Source organism: Streptomyces sp. NPDC101181, from assembly GCF_044767975.1.
Classification (GTDB): Bacteria; Actinomycetota; Actinomycetes; order Streptomycetales; family Streptomycetaceae; genus Streptomyces.
Map to the genome: position 1 here is coordinate 277,396 of NZ_JBIWOX010000006.1, position 25,201 is coordinate 302,596.

The following is a 25,201-nucleotide window of genomic DNA, read 5'->3' on the forward strand; positions in this document are numbered from 1 at the left end:
CTACGCCCGGCGGAGCCGGGAGAGCAGCGCGCGGCGCGCCCACCCGGTACGGCGCAGCCCCATCCAGACGCAGCAGAGCCCCATGCCGACCGCCAGACCCGCCGCGCCGGGAGCCGAGGGGACGGCGTTCATCACGGCGACGCCGATCACCACGGCGACGATCCCGTCGAACTGCCACGCCAGCACGAGCAGCCCGGACAGGTCACCGAGCGGCGTGATGACCGGGAGCAGCAGCTGAAGGGGCAGCTGCTGCTTCATCTCGCGCAGGAACCGGGCACCCAGCACCAGCACCACCGACCCCGCGACGAGCAAAAGCGTCTCCAGCGGGGACGCCCCGTGCCGGGGCCACGGCAGGACCAGGGCGAGCGCGCCGCCCACGAGGGTCCCGGCCGCCACCGCCACGCCGGGCCAGGTCAGCGCGCGGCCGAGCGCCCCGCCCCACCATTCCCCGTACAGCGGCGGCAGGGTCAGCTCGTCGCGCAGACCGCGCCACGTCTCGCTCACCCACCCCGAGCCCAGATACACGCAGACCGCGCCCGCCAGCCATGCCGCCAGCGCCGGCCCGTCCCCGGGACCGGCCGCACCCGCCGTCAGCGCGGCGCCGCCGGTCAGCAGCGCGGCACCGGCCGCCGCCGCCCGGCCCGGCGTCCGCAGCGCACGCACCGCCCCCTGCGCGAGACGGCCGCGCAGCCGCCCGTCCGCCCGGAGCAGCGCGGAGGTGCGGCCGCGCGGCTCCGGACGGTACAGGTCCAGGGCGTGGTGGAGCGTGCCCGTCACGGCGTACGTCTGCGCCTGCGCGGCACGGGCCGACTCCCGGGCGAGCCGGGCCAGGTCCACCGACGGGACCGAACCGAAGGCCGCCCGCCCGAGGACCGCCGCCCCGGCCGCCAGCACCCCCGCCACGAGCCACAGGCCGCCCGCGCCGCCCAGCAGCGCGAGCAGGAGCCCGACGCCACCCGCCCCGGCGGCGGCCATCAGGTTGTCCCGCACCGGGCGGACCTGGCCCCACAGCCAGGCGGGCGCGGCGAGGACACCGAGCCCCACCACGACCGCGAGCCCCTGCGCGGCGTCGCCCGGCCGGTCGAACAGGTCGGTCGTCAGATAGGCCGCCGTGCCCGCCGCCACCAGCACCGCCCCGCCCGCGTACGCCAGCCGGCGGCGGGCGATCGTGCCCAGGTAGGACGGCGGGGGCAGGTCCGTGGAGGTGAACACGTGCAGCAGGAAGGGCTGGAGGACCAGCGGCCCCCAGAACCGGCCCGCCAGCTGGGCGCACCAGCACACGAGCACCGCCAGCGCGCAGACCACCGGCGCCGACTCGGCGGGCGGCCGCACGGACACCAGCGCGGGCGAGGTGCTCGCGGCGTGGAAGACCGGCACCAGGTAGAAGACGGCGAACAGGGCGACGAGATACCCCGCGTACGCGCGCCGGTCGCGCACCTCCGCGGGATCGCCGCGCCGGGCGTACCGCTGGCGTACGGCCTGGACGCGGTCGGGGGCGTCCGCCTGCGACACCATGGTGCTCTGCGCCGTCATACCAGCTCCACGAGACCGTGGCACGCCTTCGTCAGGGCCGGTTCGTGCGTGGCGACCAGGAACGCCGTGCCCTCCCGGGTCCGTTCGAGCAGGAGGTCTGCCACCAGACCGACGCGGTGGCTGTCCAGGTGCCGCTCGGGTTCGTCCAGCAGGACCACCTCGGCGGGACGCACCAGCGTCAGCGCGAGGCTGAACAGCTGGAACTGCCCGGAGGAGACCTGGTGGGGAAAGCGCTCGCCCAGTGGGGACAGCCCCAGCCGCTCGATGACCTCCTCGGCGCGCTCGGCCGTCCGGGGAGCGTTGCCGTACCAGGAGGCGGCGACCAGCGTCACCTGCTCCCGCAGCGTCATGTCCCGGGCCACGGGGATGGGCTCGACGAGCGAGGCCAGCAGCCGCCGGTGCCGGGGCCTGGCCAGGTCGACGGGCTCGCCCAGCACCGAACACGAACCGTCCGTCAGGGACCGGCCGCCCAGGAAGGCGCGGAGCAGCGTGGTCTTCCCCGAGCCGTTGCTCCCGGTCAGACACCAGAACTCGCCCGGCCGGACCGCGAAGGTGGTGGGGGCGAGGAGGGTGGTCTCGCCCAGGACGACCGTGGCTCCCTCCGCCGCGAGGACAGGGACTTGAGTCACTTCCGCTCCAGAACCACGAGCATCTCCCGTGAACGCGCGTTGTATTCCTCACCGGCGTACGACCCGTTGACGCCCGTCACGCTCAGGCCGGCCAGCCGTGCCATCAGCCGGATCTCCGGCAGCGTAGCCCAGGTCGCCAGCTCGTGGAACGCGGTCAGTTCCGTGGCGCCCTGCACCAGGAAGATGCTCATGACCGCCTGCGCGGCGCGGTCCGCGGTCTGCGTGATGGTCACCATCCGCTCGCGGCCCAGCGGGTAGGTCACCGACGCCGCGTCGCCGCCCGCCCGGAGGTACTCGGCGGGATCGGTGCAGTCGAGGAAGGCTGTGCCCCCGGGCTTGAGATGCCGCTCGACGACCTGGAGGAGAGCGATCTTCTCGTCCTGGCTCTGGGCGAGGAAGAAGGTGTTCCGCGACAGCGTGACGATGTCGAACCGGGAGTCGAGCCTCAGATCGCGGAAGTCGCCCTCGACCGCGTCGACCTCACGCTCCCCGCGTCTGTCCGCGAGCAGGTCCAGCGACGGCCGTGACGCGTCGACCGCCACCACCCGCGCACCGGCGTCGGCCAGCGCGAACGAGGACACCCCCGTCCCGGCGCCCAGGTCCAGCACGTCGGCCCCGGCGAGCGGCCGGTGCGAGGACACCCAGGCCACCAGGCCGTCTCCGGGGGAGAGCATCGACGACACCAGGTCGTAGGCGCCGATCGCCGCCGCGTCGTACACACTCGGGTCAGTCACTGGTACGGCCTTTCTTCACCATCTCGTTGGCCACTGTGATGGCCCCCGGCAGGTTGAAGCCGATCTCGGTCGCCGAACGGCTGCTGGCGCGGACGCCGGTCACCCGGGGCGCGAACCCCACGTTGGGCCGCAGCCGCAGCACCCGAAGATGGCTCTCCACGATCTCGTTCGACCCGGGAAGCGTGTCGGCGATCACGATGGGCCCGGTCGTGACCTGGAGCATCAGCAGGGCGGGGGAGTCCGCCCGCCCCTGCGCCAGGCGCATCAGGGTGTCCAGGGTCGCGGGAAAGACGAGGAAGCACTCGGAGCCGCCGCTGCGGCCGTGGTTGACCTCGGCGGGCAGTCCGGGGTCGTCCCAGCAGTCCACCCACACCTGCCCGTTGACCAGGTGCCGCAGCGCCCGGACGGTCACGAAGCGCGTCGCGGACCGGGTGACCGAGACGTTCACCGTCAGCCCGGGGTGCAGGTCCCGCAGCCAGTGGACCCACCAGGGGACCAGCGCGGCACTGATCGAGCCTGTGACGTGGAGGTGCAGTTCCTCGCCGTCGAACGTCTCCACGTTCATCCGGCGGCCTCCGCCCCGCCCGCGGGGGAGTCGAGGGGGATCCACTCCGACGTCAGGATCGGCTTCATCCGGTGCTCCGGCGGCGCGCTGGGGAAGACGTTCATCAGGAGGAACTGAAGAGCCCCCGCGTCGGCGGCCACCGCGGCCCGGCTCGCGGAGAACACCAGCCGGTAGGGCAGGCTCCGGGTGACCCAGGTGAAGTCGGCCTGGTTCGAACTCATCACGGACAGCTGCTGCATGGCGTCGAACAGCGCCTTCGGACCGCGGCTCCCCGGGTTCCAGAGGACCTGCTTCCAGCCGTGCTCCACCCCGGGCGTCACATCGCGCCACGGTGTCGCGGCGCCGCCGTCGGGGGTGGTCTCCCGCACCAGCAGATGAACGTTCTGCACCCCCGGATTGGGGGCGAAGAACCGCCAGCCGGGCAGCGGCCAGCCCCCGGTGAACTTGCGGAGGTCCTGATTATAGGAATCGGGGGTGTTCTGGAGAACGGTCGCTACCAGATGCGTCGCCAGCGCCCCCACGGCGAAAGCGCCGGCCGCTCCACGGATTCGGTCACTCAGCATGAATGAACTTTCTGATGGCGCCTTCGACCTGCTCGGCGTGGTGGCGGAATCCAATCATCGAACGGTGCGCCGAACCGGGAATCACCTCGATATCGGCCGCGAGTTTCTTTGCGAAAGCGGACTGCTGCTCGGCGTTCTCGCCCGAGGCGACGACGAGAACCGACGGGACGCCGCCCAGATTCTCCAGAGCCGTATCGGTGTTCACGGTGCGGTACTCCCGGACCGAGTTGACGATGTTGCGCGGCGAGAAGACGAACTGCACATGGCTGTACTGGATGTCGGGGGTGTATCCCGCCTGCCGCTCCACCGCGTTCGGAGCCCATTCGTAGATTCCGGTCACGGCGGCGAACAGCGTGTGCACCTGTACCTGGACGAACTTGCCCAGCCGTCTGCGGTCCGAGCGGTCCGTATCGAGGAGATCCGGGTCGGTACCGTCCACGATCACGACGTTGCGGATACGGTCGGCGAAACGGGGATCCGCGACATACGAGGCGGCACTCAGCGATCCGATGGAATGGGTCACCACCACGATGTCGCCCTTGGCCCCGACCTCGTCGAGAACGGCGCCGAGCAGTTCCCCGCCGGGGGCGCGGGACGTCGTGAAGCCGTACCCGGCCCGGTGGTAGCGGACCACCGTGTGGTCCAGGGCCAGCCGCTCCGCGACCCAGTCCCACGACTCGAGGGACTGGCCCAGGCCGCACTCCAGGACGACCACGGGCCTCGGCCTGCCCGGTTCCTCCGCGGGCCGGTCCACGACGTACTCGACGGTGCCCGACGCGGTCGTCAGCAGCGAGGTGCCCTTGGGGCCGAGCCGCCGCTGTTCGGCGATCTTCCGCTTCTCGCGGGCGATCAGCCCGCTCGCCAGAGCCACTCCGGCGGCGGTCGCGATCACCGCCTTCTCGAAGGTCCGTGGCAGGCCCCGGGTGTCCAGCACATGGCCGACCGCCCCGTGCGAACCGATGAACCCCCACACGAAGCGCGGCAGTTCCATGGTCGCCGCGACCCCGACGTGGAAGGACTTGACCGCGGCGAGGGCCCAGGAGGCCTGCCTGCGCGGCAACAGGTAGATAAGGGGAAAGGACGTCTCCCACACGACCGTGCCGATGGTCAGGGCCCGGCAGAGCCTCGGGTGCCCGCGCAGGATCTCCGCGAGCGGACCCCGCCCGTACGCCTCCGTCCGCAGGACCTCCGGCAGGGCGTCGCCCTGCACCCAACTGCTGCCGAACGCCTTGGAGATCCCCGACACGGCGTAGCTGAGCCCGGCCTGGAAGTTGACCGCGCGCAGGAACAGGTCGTCGGACAGCCGCGGGTCGGGGACGAGCGCGGTGAGCGTGCGGTACTGCGTGATCACCGCGGTCATCTGGTCGGCGCCGTCACGGCCGTAGGGGGTCCGGACCTCGCTGATCCGGTTGCACGTGCCGATGACCGCGGCCGCGGCGATCTGCGCCCTGCGGTTGCCCCGGGCCAGCACGAGCCCCACCGAGGCCGCGAGGGTGACCCCGGCGAGCACCTTGGGGGTGCGCGGGTGGTCGAGCACCCGCGCGAGCCGGTGCCGCAGACTTCCGGACGGGTACTGCTGGGCCGAAACACCGCGGAGATAGCCGTCCTCGTCGAATTCCCTCGTGAGGCTCAGGGTCTCCGCGGAGGCGAGAATCTGCCCGACCGCGATCGGCAGGAAAACTCGGTCGGCCGCCTTCTGCGCGGCTGTCGTGCTCGAAGTGCGCCGTCTCCACCCTCGTACACTCAACAAGCTTTTCGTCTTTCCGTCTCGGACGCCGCTGGGATGCACCGGAAGCGTGCCGGAGAGCCATGGTGCCCGGCTCTCCGGCACGCGCGTCAGCGCTCCGTCAGCAGACCAGGCAGATCGTGCTGCCCTGAATCACGAACTGGGCAGCCGTCGGCGTGGCCGGAGTGGCCATGGCCGGAATCTCGGAGTCCGAATGGAACCCCGGGGCCGCTCCGCCGAGCACGCTGTTGGCGAACTCCTGCGCTTCGAGCGACTCCGGGCGTGCCGCAATGCCGTTTTCCTGTGCAATCGAGTCTAGTCGCATGTCGCTACCCTTCCTCGGTGTTCACGGTGAGCGAAAGGGTCATGACGGTGCTCACGTTGCTCATCCCCCGTCGCTCGCTCTGAATTGAACGTGCTTTACAACGTCGGCAACTCAACATTGCGCATTCACCGTAACTAGCCGATCCGGAGCCGTCAACAGTCATTTTTCGCGCCACCGGTAACGGCCATCCGCGTGTAAGGCCCCCTGTTCCCTGTGCCAGTTGGCAATCGCGCCGGGGAACACCGGCACTCGCGATCCCGCCGTCGGCGAGTGACCGGTGTCATGCGGCCGTAACCCCTGAGCGTGCGTCAGATACAGGGCGGCCGGGGCCACTTGCTCGACTCGAAGCCCGGGGAAACAGGCTGGAACAGAGCCAGTTGGGCTGCGGCGGGCCGTGGGTCAGGTCTGCTCGGGACGCTCGATCGACACCTCGGGCAGCTTTCGGTCCAGCCATCCGGGCAGCCACCAGGCCCGTCTGCCGAGCATCTGCATCACGGCGGGGACGATCACCAGCCGGGCCGGCACCTCGCCCAGGACCGTCACCGCGGCCCGGACGTCTGCCTCGCGCGACAACGGCCGCCGCTCGTCGAGCCGCTCCAGCAGCAGCGCACCGCTCACCGGGTCGTGGTCGGGCAGCTCCACCGCCCCGGCCCCGCGGCGGTCCAGGCGCGCAGCGCCACCGGTTCGCCCGCTGTCTCCTCGTCCACCAGCTGGAGCTTCAGCGCGGCGGGCAGCCCGTCCGCCTCCCGCACCACCGGCAGGACCAGCACGGCCACGATCCCGGCGGGTTCAGCGGTCGGCAGATCCTGGTCCTGCGCGTTGCGCGGCTTCTCCGCCCACCTCGACGTGGAGGTCGTCGGTGCCGATGTCCTGTACGATGTCGCCGACCTTGCCGACGTCTGACTCTGACCGGCACCGGACGCGAGCGGGCCCCGAGTCGAGGAGGACGACTCGGGGCCCGTGCTGTTCAGACCTCAGCTCTTGGGCATGAGGACGGTGTCGACGATGTAGACGGTGGCGTTGGCGGTGGGGACGTTGCCGCAGACGACCTTGGAGGTGTCGTTGACGGTGTAGTTCTCGCCGGAGCCCTTGGTGGCGAGGGTGGACTTCTGGAGGGTGTCGAAGGTGCCGCTCTCCAGCTGCGTGGGGGAGAGCTTCTCGCCGACCACGTGGTAGGTGAGGATGTTGGTCAGCATCTCCTTGTCGGCCAGAACCTTGTCCAGGTCGGCCTTCGGGATCTTGGCGAAGGCGTCGTTGGTCGGCGCGAACACGGTGATGTTCTGGGCGTTGTTGAGGGTGTCGACGAGACCGGCCTTCTTCACCGCCGTGACCAGGGTGGACAGGGCCGGGTTGTTCGAGGCGGCGGTGGCGACCGGGTCCTGGGCCATGCCGTCGAAGGAACCCGCACCGTCCTTCGGGACGGTGGCGCAGGCCGGACCGAACGGGCCGTCCGCCGGGGTGGCGCCCTCGGCCGGTGCGCTCGACTGCTCCTCCGCGGGGGCGGAGGACGAGGACTTGTCGGCGGCGGCGTCGGAGGAGCTGTCGTCCCCGCCACAGGCGGTCAGCGTCAGAGGCAGGACGGCGGCGGCGGTGAGGGCGAGGGCGGCGCGGCGGTAGCGGAAGGCGGTCACGATGATTCTCCTGCGTGTTCGTTCGGATGCACTGCGTGTGCGTCGGAAGGTGCCCCGGTGTGGGGCTTCGATGCCTCGCAGTGCCGACTACGGGTCGGATATCACCCCTGAGGGGGGTGGTTGGGGTCAGAGCGCGCGCTCGTGAGGCGGGTCGGGGGGTACATCCGCTCTACGGCGGATCGGCTGTGCGGCTCTGATCGTCACATCGCTTATCCGGAGCCGTCGCGGCGGCGGATTGGTCGGCACGAGAAAACTTCATCCGGCGTGCTCCGGCCGTCCGGTGTCCTGCGCCGGTAGCCCGTACGGGTGTCATGCCGGGACCGGCCAATCCGGTGTGCCGGCGGCGGCGAATACCCGATGTGAGTGGACGCCGGGAGGAGGCTCCGCGCACGGTGGGGTTCTCCGGCGGCTGCGGGGAACCCCGCCCCGCCCCTGCGGTGGAAGCCCGCGAAGGGCCCCGGGCGCGGCGGCCGGTGAGAGCGGGAAGGCCGACGACGGCACCCACGGACCGGCTGTCGGCGTCCGCATGGCGGCAGCGTCGTCGCGTCAGATGTCGCCGAAGGGGCCAGCCGGCGCGGTGACTTGCCACGATGAGGAGTCCTACATCGCTTACCTGCGCGAAGAGTCTTTGAGTTGTTTCACGATCATGCCGGTTGACGGGGTTCGAAGTCCCAGGAAAGTCCCGGAGGACTCGCGCGGCAGACGGCCCCTTCGGTTACTGGACGTGGGACGGAGCGCAGTCGCCGAGACCTTGGCGCCGGCGGTCGCCGTGACCGAGCGGCAGTGCGGCCATCCCTGGCGGCCTGCCCGCCTGCTACGTCAGCGCTACGGGTTCCTGGCGCACCCGCGAGGAGCGCCTGCGTCTCCTGCGGGAAGCCGGAGGGGGATAGCAGCTGGCCTCACTGCATTCCCCCATCGGTCTCGATCCAGGCGCCCGTACACCCGAGGAGGCGGCCGTGTCGCGCGCGGTTTGATGACCGATCGTTCTTGACTGACCGTTCCTCAAAACCCTAGGGTTTGTCCATGGGACGGCGACGGTCTTTCGACGTGGACGAGGTTGTGGCGGCAGCGGTGGACGTGTTCGCCCGCCGCGCCTACGACGGTGTGTCCGTCGACGACCTGGTCATCCGGCTCGGCGTGCACCGCAACAGCCTTTATGGCGCGTTCGGCAGCAAGCGCGGCCTGTACCTGGCGGCGTTGCGCCACCACATCGAGCATGACGTCCGCCCGCACCTCGATCGGGTGGCCCAGCCGGATCACGTGCCGACGTGGGACCTGCTGCTGGTAGCAGCGGTCGATCGGGCGCCCGATGATCCCGAGGTCGCCGACCTGGTGTTGTCGGTCTTTGCGGAGATGGACAGGGCGACGGCTGATCCGCGTGCCACCGAGGCACTGCTGGGGCGCTGGCTGCTCCAACGGCCGCTTAAAGCGAAGGAGATCTGACGTGGCGGTAATCAGTGTGCAGGGCCAGGAACTGGTCGTGGAAATGGAGGGGTTGGACAAGTTTTGGGCGCTGAAGAGCAGGCTGACCATTCCGCTGGCACATGTGCGGGGTGCCACGATGGACCCGGGGATACTGGGCGAGCCCAAGGGGATCCGGGCTCCGGGCACGCATGTCCCAGGGGTGATCACGGCGGGCACCTTCCACCGGGACGGCGAAAAGGTCTTCTGGGCGGTTCGTGACGCGCAGAAGGCCGTGGTCGTGGAGCTCACCGGCGCCGAACGTTTCACCCGCCTGGTGGTCGAGGTCGAGGACCCGCGCGCGGCCGTTGCCCTGGTCGAACAGGCGACGAACCGATGATCTCGCGCATCGCGTTCTTTCTCGCGATGGTCTCCATCGCCGCCGTCATGGTCGCCACCCCGTCAGCCGCCAGCAGCAAGCACGGAGCAACCTGGCTGCCCGCCCACGACGAGCAGGTCTCGTTCGTCGTGGACGGCACCACCACGTACGGCACGCTCCATCTGCCGGCGCGGCGCCACGGCGAGCGCCTCCCCGCTGCCCTGCTGCTGCCGGGCAGCGGTCCCACCGACCGTGACGGCAACCAGCCGCCCTCGATGACTCCCGGCACCCTGCGAGATCTCGCCGGTGTCCTGGGCCAGAACCGGGTCGCGACCCTCCGGTTCGACAAGTACGGCACCGGCCGTACGGGCCTGGGGGCGTACGCCGGACACCCGGAAGACCTCGACTACCCGGCCCTCGTCCGGCAGGCCGGAGCGGCCCGCGACTACCTGCGACGCCGCACCGAAGTGGCGCCGCACCGGGTAGCGCTCGCCGGGCACAGCGAAGGAGCGATGACGGCCCTGGTGCTCGCCGCGCAGGCTCCGCCTCACCGCCGTGCTGCGGCACTCGTCCTGCTCCAGCCCCAGGCATTGCGGTTCCTGGACCTGGTGGCCATGCAACTCCACGACCAGACCGGGCAACTCGTCGAGTCGGGGGAGCTGTCACCGGAGGAGGGAAAGGTCGTGGACCGGGCGATCGACGTCGCCGTCGTGGACCTGCGCGGCGGACGCCCCGTCGACACCTCGGCCATGCCGGCACCGCTCGCCACGCTCTTCCAGTCGCTGGCCGGGCCCAACCGGCGGTACGTCGTGACCGACGACGCGGTCCACCCGCCGCACGTCGCCCGTCGACTTCCGCCCCTGCCCGTCCTGCTGACCTGCGGTGAGCTGGACAGACAAGTGCCCTGTCACACCACCGATCAGCTCACGGCCGTCGTCCGCCAGCGTGTGGTCCTCCCCGGCGTCGGCCACCTGATGACCACCGCCGACGGAACGCTCTCGACCACCCTGACCAGGGAACTCAGCGACATGCGCTGGTGACCGCGGTCGCTCGGCTCGACTCCATCGGATCCCCTCTCGACCCCGTCGTCAGAGGCTGAAGTCGATCCGCGCCGCCAGGCCCGACGGCGCCCCGATCTACGTCATCCTGGACAACCTGTCCGCCCACAAGGGCACCCACATCCGCCACAGGGCGAAGAGAAGCAAGGCCGAGCTGTGCTTCACGCCGACCTACGCCTCCTGGGCCAACCCCATCGAAGCCCACTGCGGCCCCCTGCGACAGTTCACCCTCGCCAACTCCCACCACCCCGACCACACGGTCCAGACCCGTGCTCTGCGCGCCTACCTCCGCCGGCGCAACGCCCACGCCCGCCACCCCGACGTCCTCGCCTCCCAACGCAAGCAACGCGCCCGCATCCGCGGCGAAAGCGGCGTCCGCTGGGGCGGACGCCCCCTCGTCATCACACCTTGAGCGACCTGCCCGATGCTCCGAGCGGTCACACGTTCATGCCGTAGCCAAGCTCCTCAGCCGCGACGTGCCAGAACGAGTTCTCGTCGGCAACGGCCTCGGCGTCAAGCATCTCGAATCGCTCCAGGAACGCTTCCGAGAGCGCGTCCGCGGCCTGCACGGCCAGGTCCTCGTCGTCGTCCAGATCATCATCGGGCCTCTCGTGGGCTTCGGCGGGCAAAGCGCCCGATTGATCCACCCGCAACGAACGTCATGTCGGCAGCCGCGACGAATTCCGCGCCGCCGGCGCGCGGTACCGGCAGCCGAACTGGACGCGTTCGTCGACGGAGTGGCGAAAAAGATCGCCGCGCTCTCTCCGGAGCTCATCGCCGCCACCAAGCGCCTGCTGCCTCCGGCGGACCTGACCGACGGCCTGCGAGCGGAGAACGACGTCTGGGCCGAGCTGGTCGGCGGGGACCTGCCGGGAAGGCTCATGACAGGAGCCCTCCAGAACGGAGCGCAAACCAGCGCAGGCGAGCGGGATCTGGAATCGGTTTTGCGAAAGGTTGCCGGCGGTCTCCAGAGCCAAAGCCATCAGCCGGCGCGTCCGCAGATCTGAATACTCCCTGCTTTCCGTGAGCTCTTTCCGACCTCACGCTGATGCGTGGTGAGGGACGGGGACGGCCTTCCCGATGTTGGTGATGTGGTTGGTGCTGCATCGGGGTTTCCGCGGGAGGCGCCACCCCCTTGAGGGTGGCCATGGCCTGTTCAGCGGCACAGCGGATCTTGGCTCGGGTGGTGTTGTGGCGGCGCTTCCGTCGCTTGAGGTGGACAAGTCGATCGAGGACGGGTGAACAAGCACGCGGAGCTCCTGGCGGACAAGGGCGATCCTGGTCGAGAACCCGTCTACCAGGAGCTTCGTCATTGCGCAGACCTGTCCAACTCACGGTCAGCTCTTTCAGCTCGCAAGAGGCTGAGTGCCGCGGCCTTTGCCCGGCGCGAAGGGGACGATGTTCCCTATGACGCCGGGTCAGCATGCACGGCCCGGTGCCGGTAAGCCCCGCAGCTCAACGAAGGATGTGTGCGACCGCGGGGAGAGCCAGGAGCGGGGGCAGCAGGGGAGCCACCCCCGTGGACAGGGAGACGACTGCCTTGCGTGGAAAGGACAGGCGGGCGGGTGGCTGGAGGAGGCGGTCGACTCGTTGGTGGAGCAGGGGGCGGGTGGTGGCGCAGGTGAGTACGCCACGGTGTTGGTTGAGTTCGATGAGGGCGAGCGCGGTGGTGCGGTGGCCGCAGCGGCGTGAGGCGGTGTCGTCGGCGGCGAGTTCGACCAGGCGGTGGGTCTGGTCGCAGAAGTGGGCGAAAAGGGGGATGCGGGGGAAGCCGGTGGCGAGTGCGGTGGACAGGTGGAGCAGCCAGTGGTGGTGGGCGTGGACGAGTTCGTGGGTCAGGACGGCTTCGATCTGCTCGGCGTTGAGCTTTCGCAACGCTCCGGTGGTCAGCACGAGTTGGGGCGGGAAGCTGGGCGTGAGCCAGGCGTCGGGGTACTCGTCCTCCAGGACGAGTACGGGTCCTCGGGCGGCGGGCAGGGTGCCGGGAAGGTCGGGCGCTCGTTCACGCAGGTATGCCAGGCGTGCGCTGCGGTGGCGGAAGGCGTGGAAAAGTTCCCTGCTCAGCGACACCGCTGTCCATACGGCGCCAGCTGTCAGGAGCAGGGCGAAGGCGGTGGCCCAGGGGTGGGCGAAGGCGAGGTCCCAGGCGGCTGTCACTGCCGGGGAGCCGGGGCCGGTGGGCCAGGCCCGGGCGGTTTCGATGACGGGGGCGGCGCTGAGCAGCAGCGCGCAGAGGCAGCAGAGCAGGGCTGTGGCGGTGAGGCATTGCCAGGCCCAGAGGCCGAGGACGGGTTTGCGGGTGGGCCAGGGTGAGCGGGTGAGGACCCGGGGCGCCCAGAGAGCGGTGACCAGCGCGAGGGCTGCCAGGGGGAGAAGGTAGAGGCTCATGCCGCCGGTTCCTTCTCCGTCGGCGTCTGCGCGGGGGCGGGGCTGGAGAGATGGCGGGCGGTGAAGATGCCTCCTGCCGCCAGGACCGCGATGGTGATCAGGAGGGTGAGGGTGTAGCCGTTGTCGAAGGCCGAGTGGGCCGCGTCCAGCAGCACGTCGGCTTGTCCGGAGGGCAGTTCGGCGGCGGCGGAACGCGCGGCGTCCAGGCTTTCGGCCGCCGTGCCAGGAGTGTCGGGAGGCAGGTGGACGGTGGCGGTGTAGAGGGAGCCGAGGACGCTGCCGAGGATCGCGACGCCGGAGAGGCTGCCGAGTTCGTAGGAGACCTCCTCGACCGAGGCGGCCATTCCGGCCCGGTGTGCCGGAGCGTTGCTCATGATGGTGGCAGAGGCGGCTGTCATGGCCAGTCCGACACCGGCTCCGGCGACCGCCAGGCCGGGGGTGATCCACAGGGGGTGGTCGGGGTGGACGTCGAGGAACGGCACCAGCCCAGGGGTGAGAAGCAGGGTGAGCAAGGCCCCGGCCGCACCGATGGCGAGGCCGCCGGCGATCAGGGGGCGGGGGCCGGTGCGGTAGACGAGGGAGCCGGCGACGATGCCGGAGGGCAGGCAGCCGACCGCGAAGGCCGCCACCAGGAGCCCCGCGTACAGGGGGGTGAGGTCCATGACGAGCTGGAGGCGCTGGGTGAGGACCAGCTGGATGCCCGCGGCGGCGAACATCGCCAGGGCGGCGGCCACGATGCCGGACAGGATCCGGGGGTCGCGCAGCAGGGCGAAGTCGATCAGCGGGTGGGCCTGGCGGCGTTGACGCCGTACGAACAGCGTGAACCCAACGGCCGCGACCAGCAGGGCGATGACGATGGCGAGCGGGTTGCGGCCGGGCTGGGTGGCTTCCTTGACGGCGTACACCAGGCCGACGAGTGCGGCCATGACCTGGAGTGAGGCGAGGAAGTCCCAGGGCCTGTCCGAGCGTCCCGAGCCCCCGGGTGCGAGAACGGCCCCGGCGATCAGGGCGAGGATCACGACGGGCACGTTGATCAGGAAGACCGAGCCCCACCAGAAGTGCTCCAGCAGGAAGCCGCCGAGGACCGGGCCGATCGCGATGCCGACGACGGACATCGTGCCCCAGATGCCGATCGCGATGTTCCGTTCGTGCTCGTCCTCGAAGGTGGTGCGGATCAAGGACAGGGTGGCGGGCATCATCGCGGCGGCGCCGACCGCGAGGAAGGCGCGTGCGGCGATGAGCACGGTGGGCGAGGGGGCGAAGGCCGCCACCGTCGAGGCGACGCCGAAGAGGACGAGGCCGGCCAGGAACATCCGCTTGTGGCCGATGCGGTCGCCGAGGGTGCCCGCACCGAGCAGCAGGCCGGCCATGACCAGCGGGTAGGCGTTGATGATCCACAGCTTCTGCGACGGGTCCGCGTGCAGGTCCTCGGTGAGCGTCGGCAGAGCGGTGTAGAGGACGGTCATGTCGACCGAGATCAGTAGCAGCCCTGCTGCCACGGTCCCCAGCAGCCATCAGCGTCGGGAACTGGTCATGCTCTTACTCGTCTTTCGTCCGGTTGACGGTCTGGATCGGTCAGGCAGGTGGAGGCCGCCTCGCACCGGTATGTGCTGCGGGGCGTGAAGGCGCGCTCGGCGTTCAGGCGGGGGCCGAACCGTCGGTGAGGGCGAGGAGCCGACGGCGTACGGCTTCCCGGACCGGTTGGGGAAGCGGGGTGCCGCTGGTGGCTTCGTGGAGCCAGAGGCCGTCGATGACCAGCCGTGCCAGGAGCAGGTCGATGTCCTGGGGGTCGGCGGATTGGGTCGGGGCGTCCAGGTGCCGCATGAGGTCGGTCCAGACGTTCGCCAGCTCCGGATGGTTCACGGACTCGATCATGAAGGCGAGTTCCGCCTTACTTGCCCCGAGTTCGGTACCGACCCGGGCGTAGGCGGCGGTCAGCTCGCGCGGCTCGGCCTCCCGGAGCGGCTTCCCGACCTCCGCCACCAGGCGCTCCTCCCACGCCGCGGTCAGGTGGCGCTGGATCGCGAGCAGCAGGTCGTCCCTCGTGCGGAAGTGGTACATGAGTCCGCCCTTGGTGACACCGGCCTCCTCGGCCGCCGACTCCAGGGTCAGGCCGGTGATGCCCTCGCGCTCGGTCACACGGACCGCGGCGTTCAGGATCAGGTTCTTCGAGCTTGGTCGCATACTCTTAACTGTACCATCCGGAAGGTATAGTTACGGAGCCGCACCGCGTGGCCGGAATTCGTCTGCGCGCGGATTCTTCTGTAACGAATCGATAACGCGCGGGGGTGTATGTCGGTTAGGGTTCCCCACGGACAACGCCTTCCGTTGCTTGCCTTCCGTCGCGCGCTCCATGACCTGACTTGTCCCCAGCGTCAGCCGCGTCGGCATGATCTTTTCCTGGCGCGGGTGCCGCTCCGACTCCTGTGAAAGCGGGAATCCTCTGTGAGCACCCCCCACTCTCCCGATGGTGAGATGCATCTGACCGTCACGCGGCGGGCCGAGGCCGCCGACGGGGTCATCGCCCTGACGCTGGCCCGTCCGGACGGCGGGCCGCTGCCGGTGTGGCAGCCCGGTGCGCACGTCGAGCTGCTGCTCGGCGACGGCCTGGTCCGGCACTACTCGCTCTGCGGTGACCCGGCCGACCGGTCGGGCTGGCGGATCGCCGTCCTGCGCGCTGCGGAGAGCCGCGGAGGCTCGGCGTACGTGCACGACAAGCTGCACGTCGGCGCGCACGTACGGGTACGCGGGCCGCGCGAGAACTTCGCCTTCCGGCCCGCTGGGCGCTGCCTGTTCGTGGCGGGCGGAATCGGGATCACGCCGCTGCTGCCGATGATCGCGGCGGCCGAGGCCGCCGGGACGGAGTGGCGGCTGCTGTACGGCGGGCGGACCCTCGGCTCGATGGCCTTCCTGGGCGAACTGTCCCTCTACGGGGACGCGGTGCGCGTCGTGCCGCAGGACCGCTTCGGGCTGCCCGACCTCGACGGGTTCCTCGGGGCGCCGCAGGAGGGGACGCTCGTCTACTGCTGCGGCCCGGAGTCGATGCTCTCCGCCGTGGAGGACCGTTGCCGGGCATGGCCGGAGGGAGCTCTCCAGGTCGAGCGGTTCCAGGCAGCCGAACTCCCCCCGCATGCAGCGGAGTCGGCGTTCGACGTGGTGCTCACCGGCTCTGATCTCACCCTGCGGGTGCCGCCGGGGCGCAGCATCCTGGAGGTCGCCCGTGAGGCGGGGGTCCCGGTGCTCAGCTCGTGCGCGGAAGGCATCTGCGGGACGTGCGAGACGGAGGTGCTGGAGGGCGAGCCCGACCACCGGGACTCCGTCCTCAGCACGGAGGAGAGGGAGTCGGGCGAAACGATGATGATCTGCGTCTCCCGTGCCCACAGCCCGCAGTTGGTCCTCGACCTCTGACAACGGAGCCCGGCGCGCCCTCCCCGCGGGCCCGTAGGACGATCTCACGCCTGGTGACGCCGGCTCCGGACACCACCACCGAAAACTGGAGATACGCAATGCCCTCTCCCCAGACCGTTGACCTTGGCCCGCTCAGCTCTCCGGACGGCGGTTCACCCCGGCTCACCGGACACCTGGCCCGCCCCCGGGGGACGGGCCCCTGGCCCGGCGTGGTCGTCGTGCACGAGGCGCTCGGCGTCGACGACGTCATGCTGCGCCAGACACAGCGCCTCGCCGAGGCGGGCTACCTGGCCCTGATGCCGGACCTGTTCACCGACGGCGGCACCCGGCGCTGCCTGGTGCCGACCATGCGCGCGGCCCTGTCCGGCCGGGGTCGCGCCTACCGGGACATCCACGCCGCCCGGACCTACCTCACCGAACACCCGGACTCCACCGGTAGGACGGGCATCATCGGCTTCTGCATGGGCGGAGCCTTCGCCCTGATGTCCGCCGGCCAGGGAAGTTTCCAGGCAGCCTCCGTCAACTACGGCGTCCTGCCCAAGGAGTTGGACACCGTCCTGGAGGGCGCCTGCCCTGTTGTGGCGAGCTACGGCGGACGCGACCGGATGCTCAGGGGCTCCGCCGACCGACTGGACGCCGCACTGAACCGGGCCGGCGTCGTCCACGACGTACGCGAGTACCCGCAGGCCGGCCACAGCTTCCTCAACGACGCCGAAGTCGGCCCCCGGCCGCTGCGCCCGCTGTTCCGGATCGGCGGCATGGGCCCGCACCCCGAAGCCGCCGCCGACGCCTGGCAGCGCATCGAAGCCTTCTTCGCCACCCACCTGACCTAGCCGCCCGGCCCCCGGCATCACCGTCCGGGCGCCGTACGCCGGAGACCCTCCCGGCACCACCAGCCCCCGCACGGGGGCGTTCACCCCACAGGAGACCGATCTCGTGAGCACCACACCGGCCCAGCAGGACACCCCCATGGCACAGACGGAGGCCGGGGCGGAGACGGGGTGGCAGGTCGATGACCGCTGCATGAACTGCAACATCGCCCGCGCCTACGCCCCCGGCATGATCACCTTCGCCGAGGGCGGCCGGTACGGCGGCCTGTCCAAGGTCACCCGCCAGCCGGAGACCGCGGCGGACGAGGAGAAGATGTACCTGGCGGCGCACGCCTGCCCGACGCGCTCCGTCCACCCGCCCACCGGGCCGCTCACCGCGGACTCCGACCCCTACCCGGTCGCCCTGGACGACGCCCAGACGGTCTACCTCTGCGGGCACGCCTCCCCGCAGACCTACGGCGCCACCTCCTACCTGCTGCGCCGCCCGGACGGCACGGCGATGATGATCGACACCCCCAGGTGGCGGCCCGCGCTCGCCCGCCGCTACGAGCAGAAGGTCGGCAGGGTCACCGACGTCCTGATCACCCACCTCGACCACGTGGCCCACGCCCGCAGGTACGCCGACGCCTTCCGGGCCAGGCTCTGGATTCACGAGGGGGACCTGCACTCGCTGCCCGACGCCGACCACGTCATCCGCGGTACGGAGCCCGTCGAGATCGGTCCCGGCGTCATCGCCCACCCCTTCCCCGGACACACCGAGGGCAGCACGCTGTTCGTCGCGGACGACACGTTCTGCTTCACCGGGGACGCCTTCTTCTGGTCCAACGGCCAGCAGGCCCTGGAAGTGGCCCACAGCGTCGTCTACGACTCCATCGAGACCCTTGCCGGATCGGTGGCCCGGGGGGCGGAGGAGCTGACCTTCGAGTGGGTGCTGCCGGGCCACGGCGACTTCCACCACCTGCCCGCCGAGGAGATGCGCGAGCGCATGCGCGGGCTCGGCCGGCGTACGGCGACCTACCCGGCCGAGCCCGTCGACTACGGCGCAGTCCGCTACTGACCCTCCCCGTGCCGCCGGGTGGCGGGCCCTGGCCCTCCGGCCTGTCCGGACCCGGCAGACATCGACGCGGTCTTCGCCGCGACCGGTCGGCCGGGCCCGTGGCTCGTAGCCCGCCGCAGGCCCAAAGTCCCAGAGAAGCCCAGGCATGCCGCCGCACCCCTCCTTGACCCGCTGAATAGCAGCTCAGGCGGGGTGCGGCGGCATCCGCGAATCAGATGTCGCGGAAGATCTCGATCTGCGCGCCCACCGAGTTGAGCCGCTCCGCCAGCTCCTCGTAACCCCGGTTGATGACATAGACGTTGCGCAGCACGGAGGTGCCCTCCGCCGCCATCATCGCCAGCAGCACCACCACGGCGGGCCGCAGGGCGGGCGGGCACATCATCTCGGCGGCCCGCCAGCGGGTCGGGCCCTCCACCAGGACCCGGTGGGGGTCCAGGAGTTGGAGGCGGCCGCCGAGGCGGTTGAGGTCGGTCAGGTAGATGGCGCGGTTGTCGTAGACCCAGTCGTGGATCAGGGTCTGGCCGTGCGCGGAGGCCGCGATGGCCGCGAAGAACGGGACGTTGTCGATGTTGAGGCCGGGGAACGGCATCGGGTGGATCTTGTCGATCGGAGCCTCCAGCTTGGAGGGCCGCACCGTCAGGTCGACCAGCCGGGTGCGCGCGTTGTCGGCGGCGTACTCCGGGGTGCGGTCGCAGTCGACGCCCATCTCCTCCAGGACCGCCAGCTCGATCTCCAGGAACTCGATCGGCACCCGGCGGATGGTGAGTTCGGACTCGGTCACCACCGCGGCGGCCAGCAGGCTCATCGCCTCGACCGGGTCCTCGGAGGGGGAGTAGTCCACGTCCACGTCGATCCGCGGCACACCGTGCACGGTCAGCGTCGTCGTCCCGATCCCGTCGACCCGTACGCCCAGCGCCTCCAGGAAGAAGCACAGGTCCTGGACCATGTAGTTGGAGGAGGCGTTGCGGATGACCGTCGTGCCGTCGTGGCGGGCGGCGGCCAGCAGGGCGTTCTCGGTCACCGTGTCGCCGCGCTCGGTCAGCACGATGGGCCGGCCGGGGGAGACCGAACGGTCCACCTGCGCGTGGTACAGGCCCTCCGTGGCGGCGATCTCCAGGCCGAAGCGGCGCAGCGCGATCATGTGCGGCTCGATGGTGCGGGTGCCCAGGTCGCAGCCGCCCGCGTACGGCAGGGTGAACTGCTCCATCCGGTGCAGCAGCGGCCCCAGGAACATGATGATGGAGCGGGTGCGGCGCGCGGCGTCGGCGTCGATCGCGGCCATGTCCAGCTGCGCGGGCGGCACGATCTCCAGGTCCACGCCCTCGTTGACCCAGCGGGTGCGCACCCCGATGGAGTTGAGCACCTCCAGGAGCCGGAACACCTCCTCGATCCTGGCGACCCGGCGCAGGACCGTGCGGCCCTTGTTGAGGAGCGAGGCGCACAGCAGCGCGACACAGGCGTTCTTGCTGGTCTTGACGTCGATGGCGCCGGAGAGGCGGCGGCCGCCGACGACCCGCAGATGCATGGGCCCGGAGTAACCGAGCGACACGATCTCACTGTCGAGGGCTTCACCGATGCGCGCGATCATCTCAAGGCTGATGTTCTGGTTGCCGCGCTCGATGCGGTTGACGGCGCTCTGGCTGGTGCCGAGCGCCTCGGCCAGCTGCGTCTGTGTCCAGCCCCGGTGCTGACGGGCGTCACGGATGAGCTTGCCGATGCGTACGAGGTAGTCGTCTGACATGGCGGCAGGTTATCTCAGATATGAGATGAGGCCGCTGTGGGGCTGTGCTGTTCGAGTGACGAACGCGCACCGGTCCGGGGGAGAGTTGGTCCGGTGCGTCCATGCTCCTTCGGGTACGCGTCCGCGGCGAGGGATGCGCGTCCGTACGGGGCGACCGGCGGCGTTCGTACGAGGTGACTGGTGACATTCGGACGGGGGTGACTGGTGACGTTCGTACTAGGTGACGCCCCCGCGCTGCTGGGACCCGCCGTACGGGGTGACGCCCCCGTGGTGCCGGAGCCTCGCCGCCCTGTCAGCGCGCCCCGGACCCCGCCTCCCCCTGCCTCCGGCGCACCACGCGATAGGTCACATGGGTGCCCCCGTCCCCGGCGCGCGCCTCCACCTGTTCGAGATCCAGCTGCGGGACGCCGTCGAAGAGCCGGGTGCCGGCGCCGAGCGTCAGGGGCACGATGTGCAGCCGCACCTCGTCGATCAGGCCCGCGGCGAGGTACTGGTTGATCGTGGTCGCGCCTCCGTGGATCGACACGTCGCGGTCCCCGGCCGCCTCCCGCGCCCGCCGCAGCGCGGATTCGATGCCGTCGGTCACGAAGTGGAACGTCGTGCCGCCCTCCATCGGCTGCGGATCGCGCGGGTGGTGGGTCAGGACGAAGACCGGTGCGTGGTACGGCGGTTCGTCGCCCCACCAGCCCATCCACGGCCGGTCCCACGCGCCGCGCACGGGGCCGAACATGTTGCGCCCCATCACGAAGGCGCCGATCGTCCTCAGCCGGTCGAGCTCGGCCTGCCGCTGTTCGGGGGTGGCGAACATCCAGCCGTGCAGCCGGTCGCCCCAGCCGTCGCCGCCGTCGTCCCCGAAGGGACGTTCCTCGCTCTGGCCCGCTCCGGCCGCGTATCCGTCGGCCGAGACCGAGAGTTCACAGGTCACCCTGCCCGGGTGTCCGCTCATGGTGCAGCCCTCCTGGTGGAGACGGTGGCGGCCCTGTGCCGCCCTCGTGGTGCGCCGCCCGCCGCGGCCGCCATCTGGGTAGACCGCTCCGCCGCCGCGAACTCATCGCGCGAGGGCCCTCGGGCTCACCCCCCGTGCGCGGGCCGCGGGTCGCGGCGCAGCCGGTCCTCCAGCGCGTCGAGCAGACCGGGCAGGTCGGGGGCGACGGCGAGGTCGTCCAGGGTGGAGGCGGCGAGGAACCCGGCGTCGGTGAGGCCGTGCAGGGCGCCGATCAGCGGAGTCCAGAAGCCCCCGGCGTCCAGGAAGCCGACCGGTTTGGCGTGGAAGCCCAGCTGGCGCCAGGACCACACCTCGAAGATCTCTTCCAGCGTCCCCAGCCCGCCGGGCAGGGCGACGAAAGCGTCCGCCCGCTCCGCCATGACGGCCTTGCGCTCGTGCATCGACGCGCAGATCACCAGCTCCGTGAGCTCCTCGCGTGCCCACTCCCGCTCGATCATGCTGCGGGGCATGACGCCGGTCACCTCGCCGCCCTCCCGCATCGCGGCGTCCGCCAGGACACCCATCAGCCCGGTGCTGCCGCCGCCGTAGACGAGGCCGATCCCGCGCCGGGCGAGTTCGCCGCCGACGTGGTCGGCCAGCGCGGCGTGGGCGGGGTCGTGTCCGTCGGAGGAGGCGAGGAAGACGGCGAGGCGGCGCATACGGACTCCCGGGGGACGGTCGGGCGCGATCGCGGGTACACGGCGGTGGTAGGCGTCCGGTTCTACCACGGGCCTGCTCGGATACCACGGGCCTGCTCGGACGGGCCGGACCGGGAGCAGGGCCGTCAGGTGTCCCTGTCCACAGCACGGGGGCACCTGGGCATGACCGAGCGGCGGCTATGTACTAGAGTTATCTCGACATCGAGATATCTGCCGAGGCGCACCACAGCCGCCGCCCGGTAAGGGTTACCTAACTAATCCTTACCTTAGCGGATGGCCGGGGCCGTAGGTGGCACAACGCGGCGCCGGCTGCCAATGAGGCGCGGCGCGGTAGACGCGCACATTGAAGAAGGAGACTGTCGTGTCGGCGAACAGCTTCGACGCCCGCAGCACGCTGCGCGTGGGCGACGAGTCGTACGAGATCTTCAAGCTGGACAAGGTAGAGGGCTCCGCGCGCCTCCCGTACAGCCTGAAGGTCCTGCTGGAGAACCTGCTCCGCACCGAGGACGGCGCGAACATCACCGCCGACCACATCCGGGCCATCGGCGGCTGGGACTCCCAGGCACAGCCCAGCCAGGAGATCCAGTTCACGCCGGCCCGCGTGATCATGCAGGACTTCACCGGCGTGCCCTGCGTCGTCGACCTCGCCACCATGCGTGAGGCCGTCAAGGAGCTCGGCGGCGACCCGGCGAAGATCAACCCGCTCGCCCCGGCCGAGCTGGTCATCGACCACTCCGTCATCGCCGACAAGTTCGGCACGAAGGACGCCTTCGGCCAGAACGTCGAGCTGGAGTACGGCCGCAACAAGGAGCGCTACCAGTTCCTGCGCTGGGGCCAGACCGCCTTCGACGAGTTCAAGGTCGTCCCCCCGGGCACCGGCATCGTCCACCAGGTGAACATCGAGCACCTGGCGCGCACGGTCATGGTCCGCGGCGGCCAGGCCTACCCCGACACCCTCGTCGGCACCGACTCCCACACCACCATGGTCAACGGCCTCGGCGTGCTCGGCTGGGGCGTCGGCGGCATCGAGGCCGAGGCCGCCATGCTCGGCCAGCCGGTCTCCATGCTCATCCCGCGCGTCGTCGGCTTCAAGCTGACCGGCGAGCTGAAGCCCGGCACCACCGCCACCGACCTCGTGCTGACCATCACCGAGATGCTCCGCAAGCACGGCGTCGTCGGCAAGTTCGTGGAGTTCTACGGTGAGGGCGTCGCCGCCACCTCGCTCGCCAACCGCGCCACCATCGGCAACATGTCGCCGGAGTTCGGCTCCACCGCCGCGATCTTCCCGATCGACGAGGAGACCCTGAACTACCTGCGCCTGACCGGCCGCGACGCCCAGCAGGTCGCCCTGGTCGAGGCGTACGCCAAGGAGCAGGGCCTCTGGCTGGACCCGAAGGCCGAGCCGGACTTCTCCGAGAAGCTGGAGCTCGACCTCGCCACGGTCGTCCCCTCCATCGCCGGACCCAAGCGCCCCCAGGACCGCATCGTCCTCGCCAACGCCGCGCAGCAGTTCGCCCAAGACGTCCGCAACTACGTCTCCGACGACGAGGAGGCGGGCAAGGAGTCCTTCCCGGCCTCCGACGCCCCGGCCTCCGCCAACGGCGTGCCGACCAAGCCGACCACCGTCACGGCCCCCGACGGCTCGACGTACGAGATCGACCACGGCGCCGTCACCGTCGCCGCGATCACCTCCTGCACCAACACCTCCAACCCCTACGTCATGGTCGCCGCCGCGCTCGTGGCGAAGAAGGCGGTCGAGAAGGGCCTGACCCGCAAGCCGTGGGTCAAGACCACCCTCGCCCCGGGCTCCAAGGTCGTCACCGACTACTTCGACAAGGCGGGCCTGACCCCGTACCTCGACAAGGTCGGCTTCAACCTCGTCGGCTACGGCTGCACCACCTGCATCGGCAACTCCGGCCCACTGCCGGAGGAGGTCTCCAAGGCCGTCAACGACAACGACCTCGCGGTCACCTCGGTCCTCTCCGGCAACCGCAACTTCGAGGGCCGCATCAACCCCGACGTCAAGATGAACTACCTGGCGTCCCCGCCGCTGGTCGTCGCGTACGCCATCGCCGGCTCGATGAAGGTCGACATCACCAAGGACGCGCTGGGCACCGACCAGGACGGCAAGCCGGTCTTCCTGGCCGACATCTGGCCCACCGAGGCCGAGGTCAACGACGTCGTGGCCAACGCCATCGGCGAGGACATGTTCAACAAGTCCTACCAGGACGTCTTCGCGGGCGACGCCCAGTGGCAGGCGCTGCCGATCCCGACCGGCAACACCTTCGAGTGGGACGCCGAGTCCACCTACGTGCGCAAGCCCCCGTACTTCGAGGGCATGGCGATGGAGCCGTCCCCCGTCGAGGACATCACCGGCGCCCGCGTCCTCGCCAAGCTCGGCGACTCGGTCACCACCGACCACATCTCCCCGGCCGGTGCCATCAAGGCCGACACCCCGGCGGGCAAGTACCTTACGGAGCACGGCATCGAGCGCCGTGACTTCAACTCCTACGGCTCGCGCCGCGGCAACCACGAGGTCATGATCCGCGGCACGTTCGCCAACATCCGCCTGCGCAACCAGATTGCGCCGGGCACCGAGGGCGGCTACACCCGCGACTTCACCCAGGCCGCGACCGCCGACGCGGCACCGGTGTCGTTCATCTACGACGCCTCGCAGAACTACCAGGCCGCGGGCACCCCGCTCGCGATCCTCGCGGGCAAGGAGTACGGCTCCGGCTCGTCCCGCGACTGGGCGGCCAAGGGCACCGCGCTCCTCGGCGTCAAGGCCGTCATCGCCGAGTCCTACGAGCGCATCCACCGCTCGAACCTCATCGGCATGGGCGTCCTCCCGCTCCAGTACCCCGAGGGCCAGAACGCCGAGAGCCTCGGCCTCACCGGCGAGGAGGCCTTCTCCTTCACCGGCGTCACCGAGCTGAACAACGGCACCACCCCCCGCACGGTCAAGGTCACCACCGACACCGGAGTGGAGTTCGACGCGGTCGTCCGCATCGACACCCCCGGCGAGGCGGACTACTACCGCAACGGCGGCATCCTGCAGTACGTGCTCCGCGAACTTGTCGGTAGCTGAGCTGATGTGAACGATCGCCCCGCCCCCTGCGTCTCGCGCGGGGGGCGGGGCGATCGAGTTCGGCGGGGCGGACGGTCCACCGGTGAGCTCCCGTCGTTATCATCGTCAAGCGCACGCTGTGCATCGTCACCTTCTGACACCCCTAGGTGGCTGAAACAGGAGGATGCGTCTCGGGTTCTGTGCGGACTCTGAAATCGCTGCGGCGCACCAGGCCGATGTTCGATTCGGCCGTTCACACGGCTTGGAACGCGCACGGAGGCGGAATGCCCAGCACTTGTGGCTCGCGTCCGCACGGTTCGTGACGAACTCGCCCAGCGGGAACGGCGCCTCGCCCAGCGCCGGAAGATCCTCGACGGCTATCTCGCCGGCGAAGCCGCACCCCGCGGCATGATGGCCACCTCTTCCCAGCGGACCGCAGACGCCGGCCCTCAGCCCGCCGTGTGACGTCCGGCCCGCTCTCACCCCGCAACAGCCTGAAGTGCGTCACGGGCTCTCCTGGGC

The 25,201-nt window shown here is 70.5% G+C and carries 23 protein-coding genes and 3 pseudogenes; 10 read left to right on the forward strand and 16 right to left on the reverse strand.

Annotation, left to right across the window (positions count from 1 at the left end; genetic code table 11):
• The 9 genes and pseudogenes from ACIRRU_RS12340 to ACIRRU_RS12380 all read right to left on the reverse strand — a co-directional run bounded on the left by ACIRRU_RS12340 (position 1) and on the right by ACIRRU_RS12380 (position 7,706).
• Positions 1 to 1,533 (reverse strand): hypothetical protein, encoded by a 1,533-nt coding sequence (locus tag ACIRRU_RS12340; protein ID WP_403679072.1) that lies wholly within the window; start codon positions 1,531 to 1,533, stop codon positions 1 to 3.
• Positions 1,530 to 2,162: an ATP-binding cassette domain-containing protein gene (locus ACIRRU_RS12345; protein WP_403679073.1), complete on the reverse strand. Its 633-nt coding sequence runs from the start codon at positions 2,160 to 2,162 to the stop codon at positions 1,530 to 1,532. Before ACIRRU_RS12345 ends, ACIRRU_RS12340 begins: the two co-directional genes overlap by 4 nt.
• Entirely contained in the window at positions 2,159 to 2,896 is a 738-nt protein-coding gene (locus ACIRRU_RS12350; protein WP_403679075.1) for a class I SAM-dependent methyltransferase, read from the reverse strand. Before ACIRRU_RS12350 ends, ACIRRU_RS12345 begins: the two co-directional genes overlap by 4 nt.
• The gene (locus ACIRRU_RS12355; RefSeq protein WP_403679077.1) at positions 2,889 to 3,461 is read right to left on the reverse strand and encodes a CypD family RiPP peptide-cysteine decarboxylase; all 573 of its coding nucleotides are present in this window, start codon (positions 3,459 to 3,461) and stop codon (positions 2,889 to 2,891) included. The genes ACIRRU_RS12350 and ACIRRU_RS12355 overlap by 8 nt, the downstream gene beginning before the upstream one ends.
• A complete protein-coding gene (locus ACIRRU_RS12360; protein WP_403679079.1) occupies positions 3,458 to 4,024 on the reverse strand; it encodes a hypothetical protein in 567 nt (188 codons plus the stop codon). Before ACIRRU_RS12360 ends, ACIRRU_RS12355 begins: the two co-directional genes overlap by 4 nt.
• Entirely contained in the window at positions 4,014 to 5,771 is a 1,758-nt protein-coding gene (locus tag ACIRRU_RS12365) for an alpha/beta fold hydrolase (protein ID WP_403679080.1), read from the reverse strand. The genes ACIRRU_RS12360 and ACIRRU_RS12365 overlap by 11 nt, the downstream gene beginning before the upstream one ends.
• A gap of 100 nt (positions 5,772 to 5,871) precedes the next feature.
• Positions 5,872 to 6,075 (reverse strand): cypemycin family RiPP, encoded by a 204-nt coding sequence (locus ACIRRU_RS12370; RefSeq protein ID WP_403679081.1) that lies wholly within the window; start codon positions 6,073 to 6,075, stop codon positions 5,872 to 5,874.
• 495 nt (positions 6,076 to 6,570) lie between these two features.
• Positions 6,571 to 6,851, reverse strand: a pseudogene (locus tag ACIRRU_RS12375) (aminoglycoside phosphotransferase family protein); the annotation flags it as partial.
• Between the two features lie 198 nt (positions 6,852 to 7,049).
• The gene (locus ACIRRU_RS12380) at positions 7,050 to 7,706 is read right to left on the reverse strand and encodes a fasciclin domain-containing protein (RefSeq protein WP_363201639.1); all 657 of its coding nucleotides are present in this window, start codon (positions 7,704 to 7,706) and stop codon (positions 7,050 to 7,052) included.
• A gap of 803 nt (positions 7,707 to 8,509) precedes the next feature.
• Between ACIRRU_RS12380 and ACIRRU_RS12385 the strand changes: the two are divergent.
• From ACIRRU_RS12385 to ACIRRU_RS12405, 5 genes and pseudogenes are all read left to right on the forward strand, one after another.
• Positions 8,510 to 8,674, forward strand: a pseudogene (locus ACIRRU_RS12385) (XdhC family protein); the annotation flags it as partial.
• A gap of 79 nt (positions 8,675 to 8,753) precedes the next feature.
• A complete protein-coding gene (locus ACIRRU_RS12390; protein ID WP_403679083.1) occupies positions 8,754 to 9,149 on the forward strand; it encodes a TetR/AcrR family transcriptional regulator in 396 nt (131 codons plus the stop codon).
• A gap of 43 nt (positions 9,150 to 9,192) precedes the next feature.
• Positions 9,193 to 9,507: a hypothetical protein gene (locus tag ACIRRU_RS12395; protein ID WP_403679146.1), complete on the forward strand. Its 315-nt coding sequence runs from the start codon at positions 9,193 to 9,195 to the stop codon at positions 9,505 to 9,507.
• Complete coding sequence (locus tag ACIRRU_RS12400; RefSeq protein ID WP_403679085.1) at positions 9,504 to 10,526, forward strand: alpha/beta hydrolase family protein; 1,023 nt, start codon at positions 9,504 to 9,506, stop codon at positions 10,524 to 10,526. The genes ACIRRU_RS12395 and ACIRRU_RS12400 overlap by 4 nt, the downstream gene beginning before the upstream one ends.
• Positions 10,527 to 10,581: 55 nt before the next feature.
• Positions 10,582 to 10,956, forward strand: a pseudogene (locus tag ACIRRU_RS12405) (transposase); the annotation flags it as partial.
• A 25-nt stretch (positions 10,957 to 10,981) separates the two neighbouring features.
• Here ACIRRU_RS12405 and ACIRRU_RS12410 read toward each other — a convergent pair.
• Positions 10,982 to 11,191 (reverse strand): hypothetical protein, encoded by a 210-nt coding sequence (locus tag ACIRRU_RS12410; protein WP_403679087.1) that lies wholly within the window; start codon positions 11,189 to 11,191, stop codon positions 10,982 to 10,984.
• A gap of 90 nt (positions 11,192 to 11,281) precedes the next feature.
• On the opposite strand from ACIRRU_RS12410, the gene ACIRRU_RS12415 reads away from it, so the two are divergent.
• Positions 11,282 to 11,551, forward strand: coding sequence for a hypothetical protein (locus ACIRRU_RS12415; RefSeq protein ID WP_403679089.1), 270 nt, complete (start codon positions 11,282 to 11,284; stop codon positions 11,549 to 11,551).
• 448 nt (positions 11,552 to 11,999) lie between these two features.
• On the opposite strand, the gene ACIRRU_RS12420 is transcribed toward ACIRRU_RS12415, so the two are convergent.
• From ACIRRU_RS12420 to ACIRRU_RS12430, 3 genes are all read right to left on the reverse strand, one after another.
• Positions 12,000 to 12,932, reverse strand: a complete 933-nt coding sequence (locus ACIRRU_RS12420) for a M56 family metallopeptidase (protein ID WP_403679091.1) — start codon at positions 12,930 to 12,932, stop codon at positions 12,000 to 12,002.
• Positions 12,929 to 14,431 (reverse strand): MFS transporter, encoded by a 1,503-nt coding sequence (locus ACIRRU_RS12425; RefSeq protein ID WP_403679092.1) that lies wholly within the window; start codon positions 14,429 to 14,431, stop codon positions 12,929 to 12,931. Before ACIRRU_RS12425 ends, ACIRRU_RS12420 begins: the two co-directional genes overlap by 4 nt.
• A 139-nt stretch (positions 14,432 to 14,570) precedes the next feature.
• On the reverse strand, positions 14,571 to 15,116 hold the full coding sequence (locus ACIRRU_RS12430) for a TetR/AcrR family transcriptional regulator (protein ID WP_403679094.1): 546 nt from the start codon (positions 15,114 to 15,116) through the stop codon (positions 14,571 to 14,573).
• 291 nt (positions 15,117 to 15,407) lie between these two features.
• Here ACIRRU_RS12430 and ACIRRU_RS12435 point away from each other — a divergent pair, with 291 nt between their 5' ends.
• From ACIRRU_RS12435 to ACIRRU_RS12445, 3 genes are all read left to right on the forward strand, one after another.
• The gene (locus tag ACIRRU_RS12435; protein WP_403679096.1) at positions 15,408 to 16,340 is read left to right on the forward strand and encodes a PDR/VanB family oxidoreductase; all 933 of its coding nucleotides are present in this window, start codon (positions 15,408 to 15,410) and stop codon (positions 16,338 to 16,340) included.
• A 98-nt stretch (positions 16,341 to 16,438) separates the two neighbouring features.
• Positions 16,439 to 17,173 (forward strand): dienelactone hydrolase family protein, encoded by a 735-nt coding sequence (locus ACIRRU_RS12440; protein ID WP_403679098.1) that lies wholly within the window; start codon positions 16,439 to 16,441, stop codon positions 17,171 to 17,173.
• Between the two features lie 103 nt (positions 17,174 to 17,276).
• On the forward strand, positions 17,277 to 18,227 hold the full coding sequence (locus tag ACIRRU_RS12445) for an MBL fold metallo-hydrolase (RefSeq protein ID WP_403679099.1): 951 nt from the start codon (positions 17,277 to 17,279) through the stop codon (positions 18,225 to 18,227).
• Positions 18,228 to 18,438: 211 nt separating this feature from the next.
• Here the strand turns inward: ACIRRU_RS12445 and ACIRRU_RS12450 are convergent, their stop codons facing one another.
• The 3 genes from ACIRRU_RS12450 to ACIRRU_RS12460 form a co-directional block, all read right to left on the reverse strand.
• Complete coding sequence (locus ACIRRU_RS12450; RefSeq protein WP_403679101.1) at positions 18,439 to 19,968, reverse strand: helix-turn-helix domain-containing protein; 1,530 nt, start codon at positions 19,966 to 19,968, stop codon at positions 18,439 to 18,441.
• Between the two features lie 292 nt (positions 19,969 to 20,260).
• Positions 20,261 to 20,914 carry a dihydrofolate reductase family protein gene (locus tag ACIRRU_RS12455; RefSeq protein WP_403679103.1) on the reverse strand — a complete coding sequence of 218 codons (654 nt, stop codon included), beginning with the start codon at positions 20,912 to 20,914 and terminating at the stop codon, positions 20,261 to 20,263.
• A 125-nt stretch (positions 20,915 to 21,039) separates the two neighbouring features.
• Entirely contained in the window at positions 21,040 to 21,612 is a 573-nt protein-coding gene (locus ACIRRU_RS12460; protein WP_403679105.1) for a TIGR00730 family Rossman fold protein, read from the reverse strand.
• 361 nt (positions 21,613 to 21,973) lie between these two features.
• Here ACIRRU_RS12460 and acnA point away from each other — a divergent pair, with 361 nt between their 5' ends.
• On the forward strand, positions 21,974 to 24,700 hold the full coding sequence (gene acnA, locus ACIRRU_RS12465) for an aconitate hydratase AcnA (protein WP_363201362.1): 2,727 nt from the start codon (positions 21,974 to 21,976) through the stop codon (positions 24,698 to 24,700).
• Positions 24,701 to 25,201 lie beyond the last annotated feature (501 nt).

Bases quoted from the DNA above. Each gene is read 5' to 3' on its own strand.
- ACIRRU_RS12400 (WP_403679085.1), top strand. From the start codon at position 9,504: ATGATCTCGCGCATCGCGTTCTTTCTCGCGATGGTCTCCATCGCCGCC.
- ACIRRU_RS12450 (WP_403679101.1), bottom strand. From the start codon at position 19,968: ATGTCAGACGACTACCTCGTACGCATCGGCAAGCTCATCCGTGACGCC.
- ACIRRU_RS12340 (WP_403679072.1), bottom strand. From the start codon at position 1,533: ATGACGGCGCAGAGCACCATGGTGTCGCAGGCGGACGCCCCCGACCGC.
- ACIRRU_RS12455 (WP_403679103.1), bottom strand. From the start codon at position 20,914: ATGAGCGGACACCCGGGCAGGGTGACCTGTGAACTCTCGGTCTCGGCC.
- ACIRRU_RS12355 (WP_403679077.1), bottom strand. From the start codon at position 3,461: ATGAACGTGGAGACGTTCGACGGCGAGGAACTGCACCTCCACGTCACA.
- ACIRRU_RS12440 (WP_403679098.1), top strand. From the start codon at position 16,439: ATGCCCTCTCCCCAGACCGTTGACCTTGGCCCGCTCAGCTCTCCGGAC.
- ACIRRU_RS12460 (WP_403679105.1), bottom strand. From the start codon at position 21,612: ATGCGCCGCCTCGCCGTCTTCCTCGCCTCCTCCGACGGACACGACCCC.
- ACIRRU_RS12420 (WP_403679091.1), bottom strand. From the start codon at position 12,932: ATGAGCCTCTACCTTCTCCCCCTGGCAGCCCTCGCGCTGGTCACCGCT.
- ACIRRU_RS12395 (WP_403679146.1), top strand. From the start codon at position 9,193: ATGGAGGGGTTGGACAAGTTTTGGGCGCTGAAGAGCAGGCTGACCATT.
- ACIRRU_RS12435 (WP_403679096.1), top strand. From the start codon at position 15,408: ATGCATCTGACCGTCACGCGGCGGGCCGAGGCCGCCGACGGGGTCATC.
- ACIRRU_RS12360 (WP_403679079.1), bottom strand. From the start codon at position 4,024: ATGCTGAGTGACCGAATCCGTGGAGCGGCCGGCGCTTTCGCCGTGGGG.
- ACIRRU_RS12430 (WP_403679094.1), bottom strand. From the start codon at position 15,116: ATGCGACCAAGCTCGAAGAACCTGATCCTGAACGCCGCGGTCCGTGTG.
- ACIRRU_RS12370 (WP_403679081.1), bottom strand. From the start codon at position 6,075: ATGCGACTAGACTCGATTGCACAGGAAAACGGCATTGCGGCACGCCCG.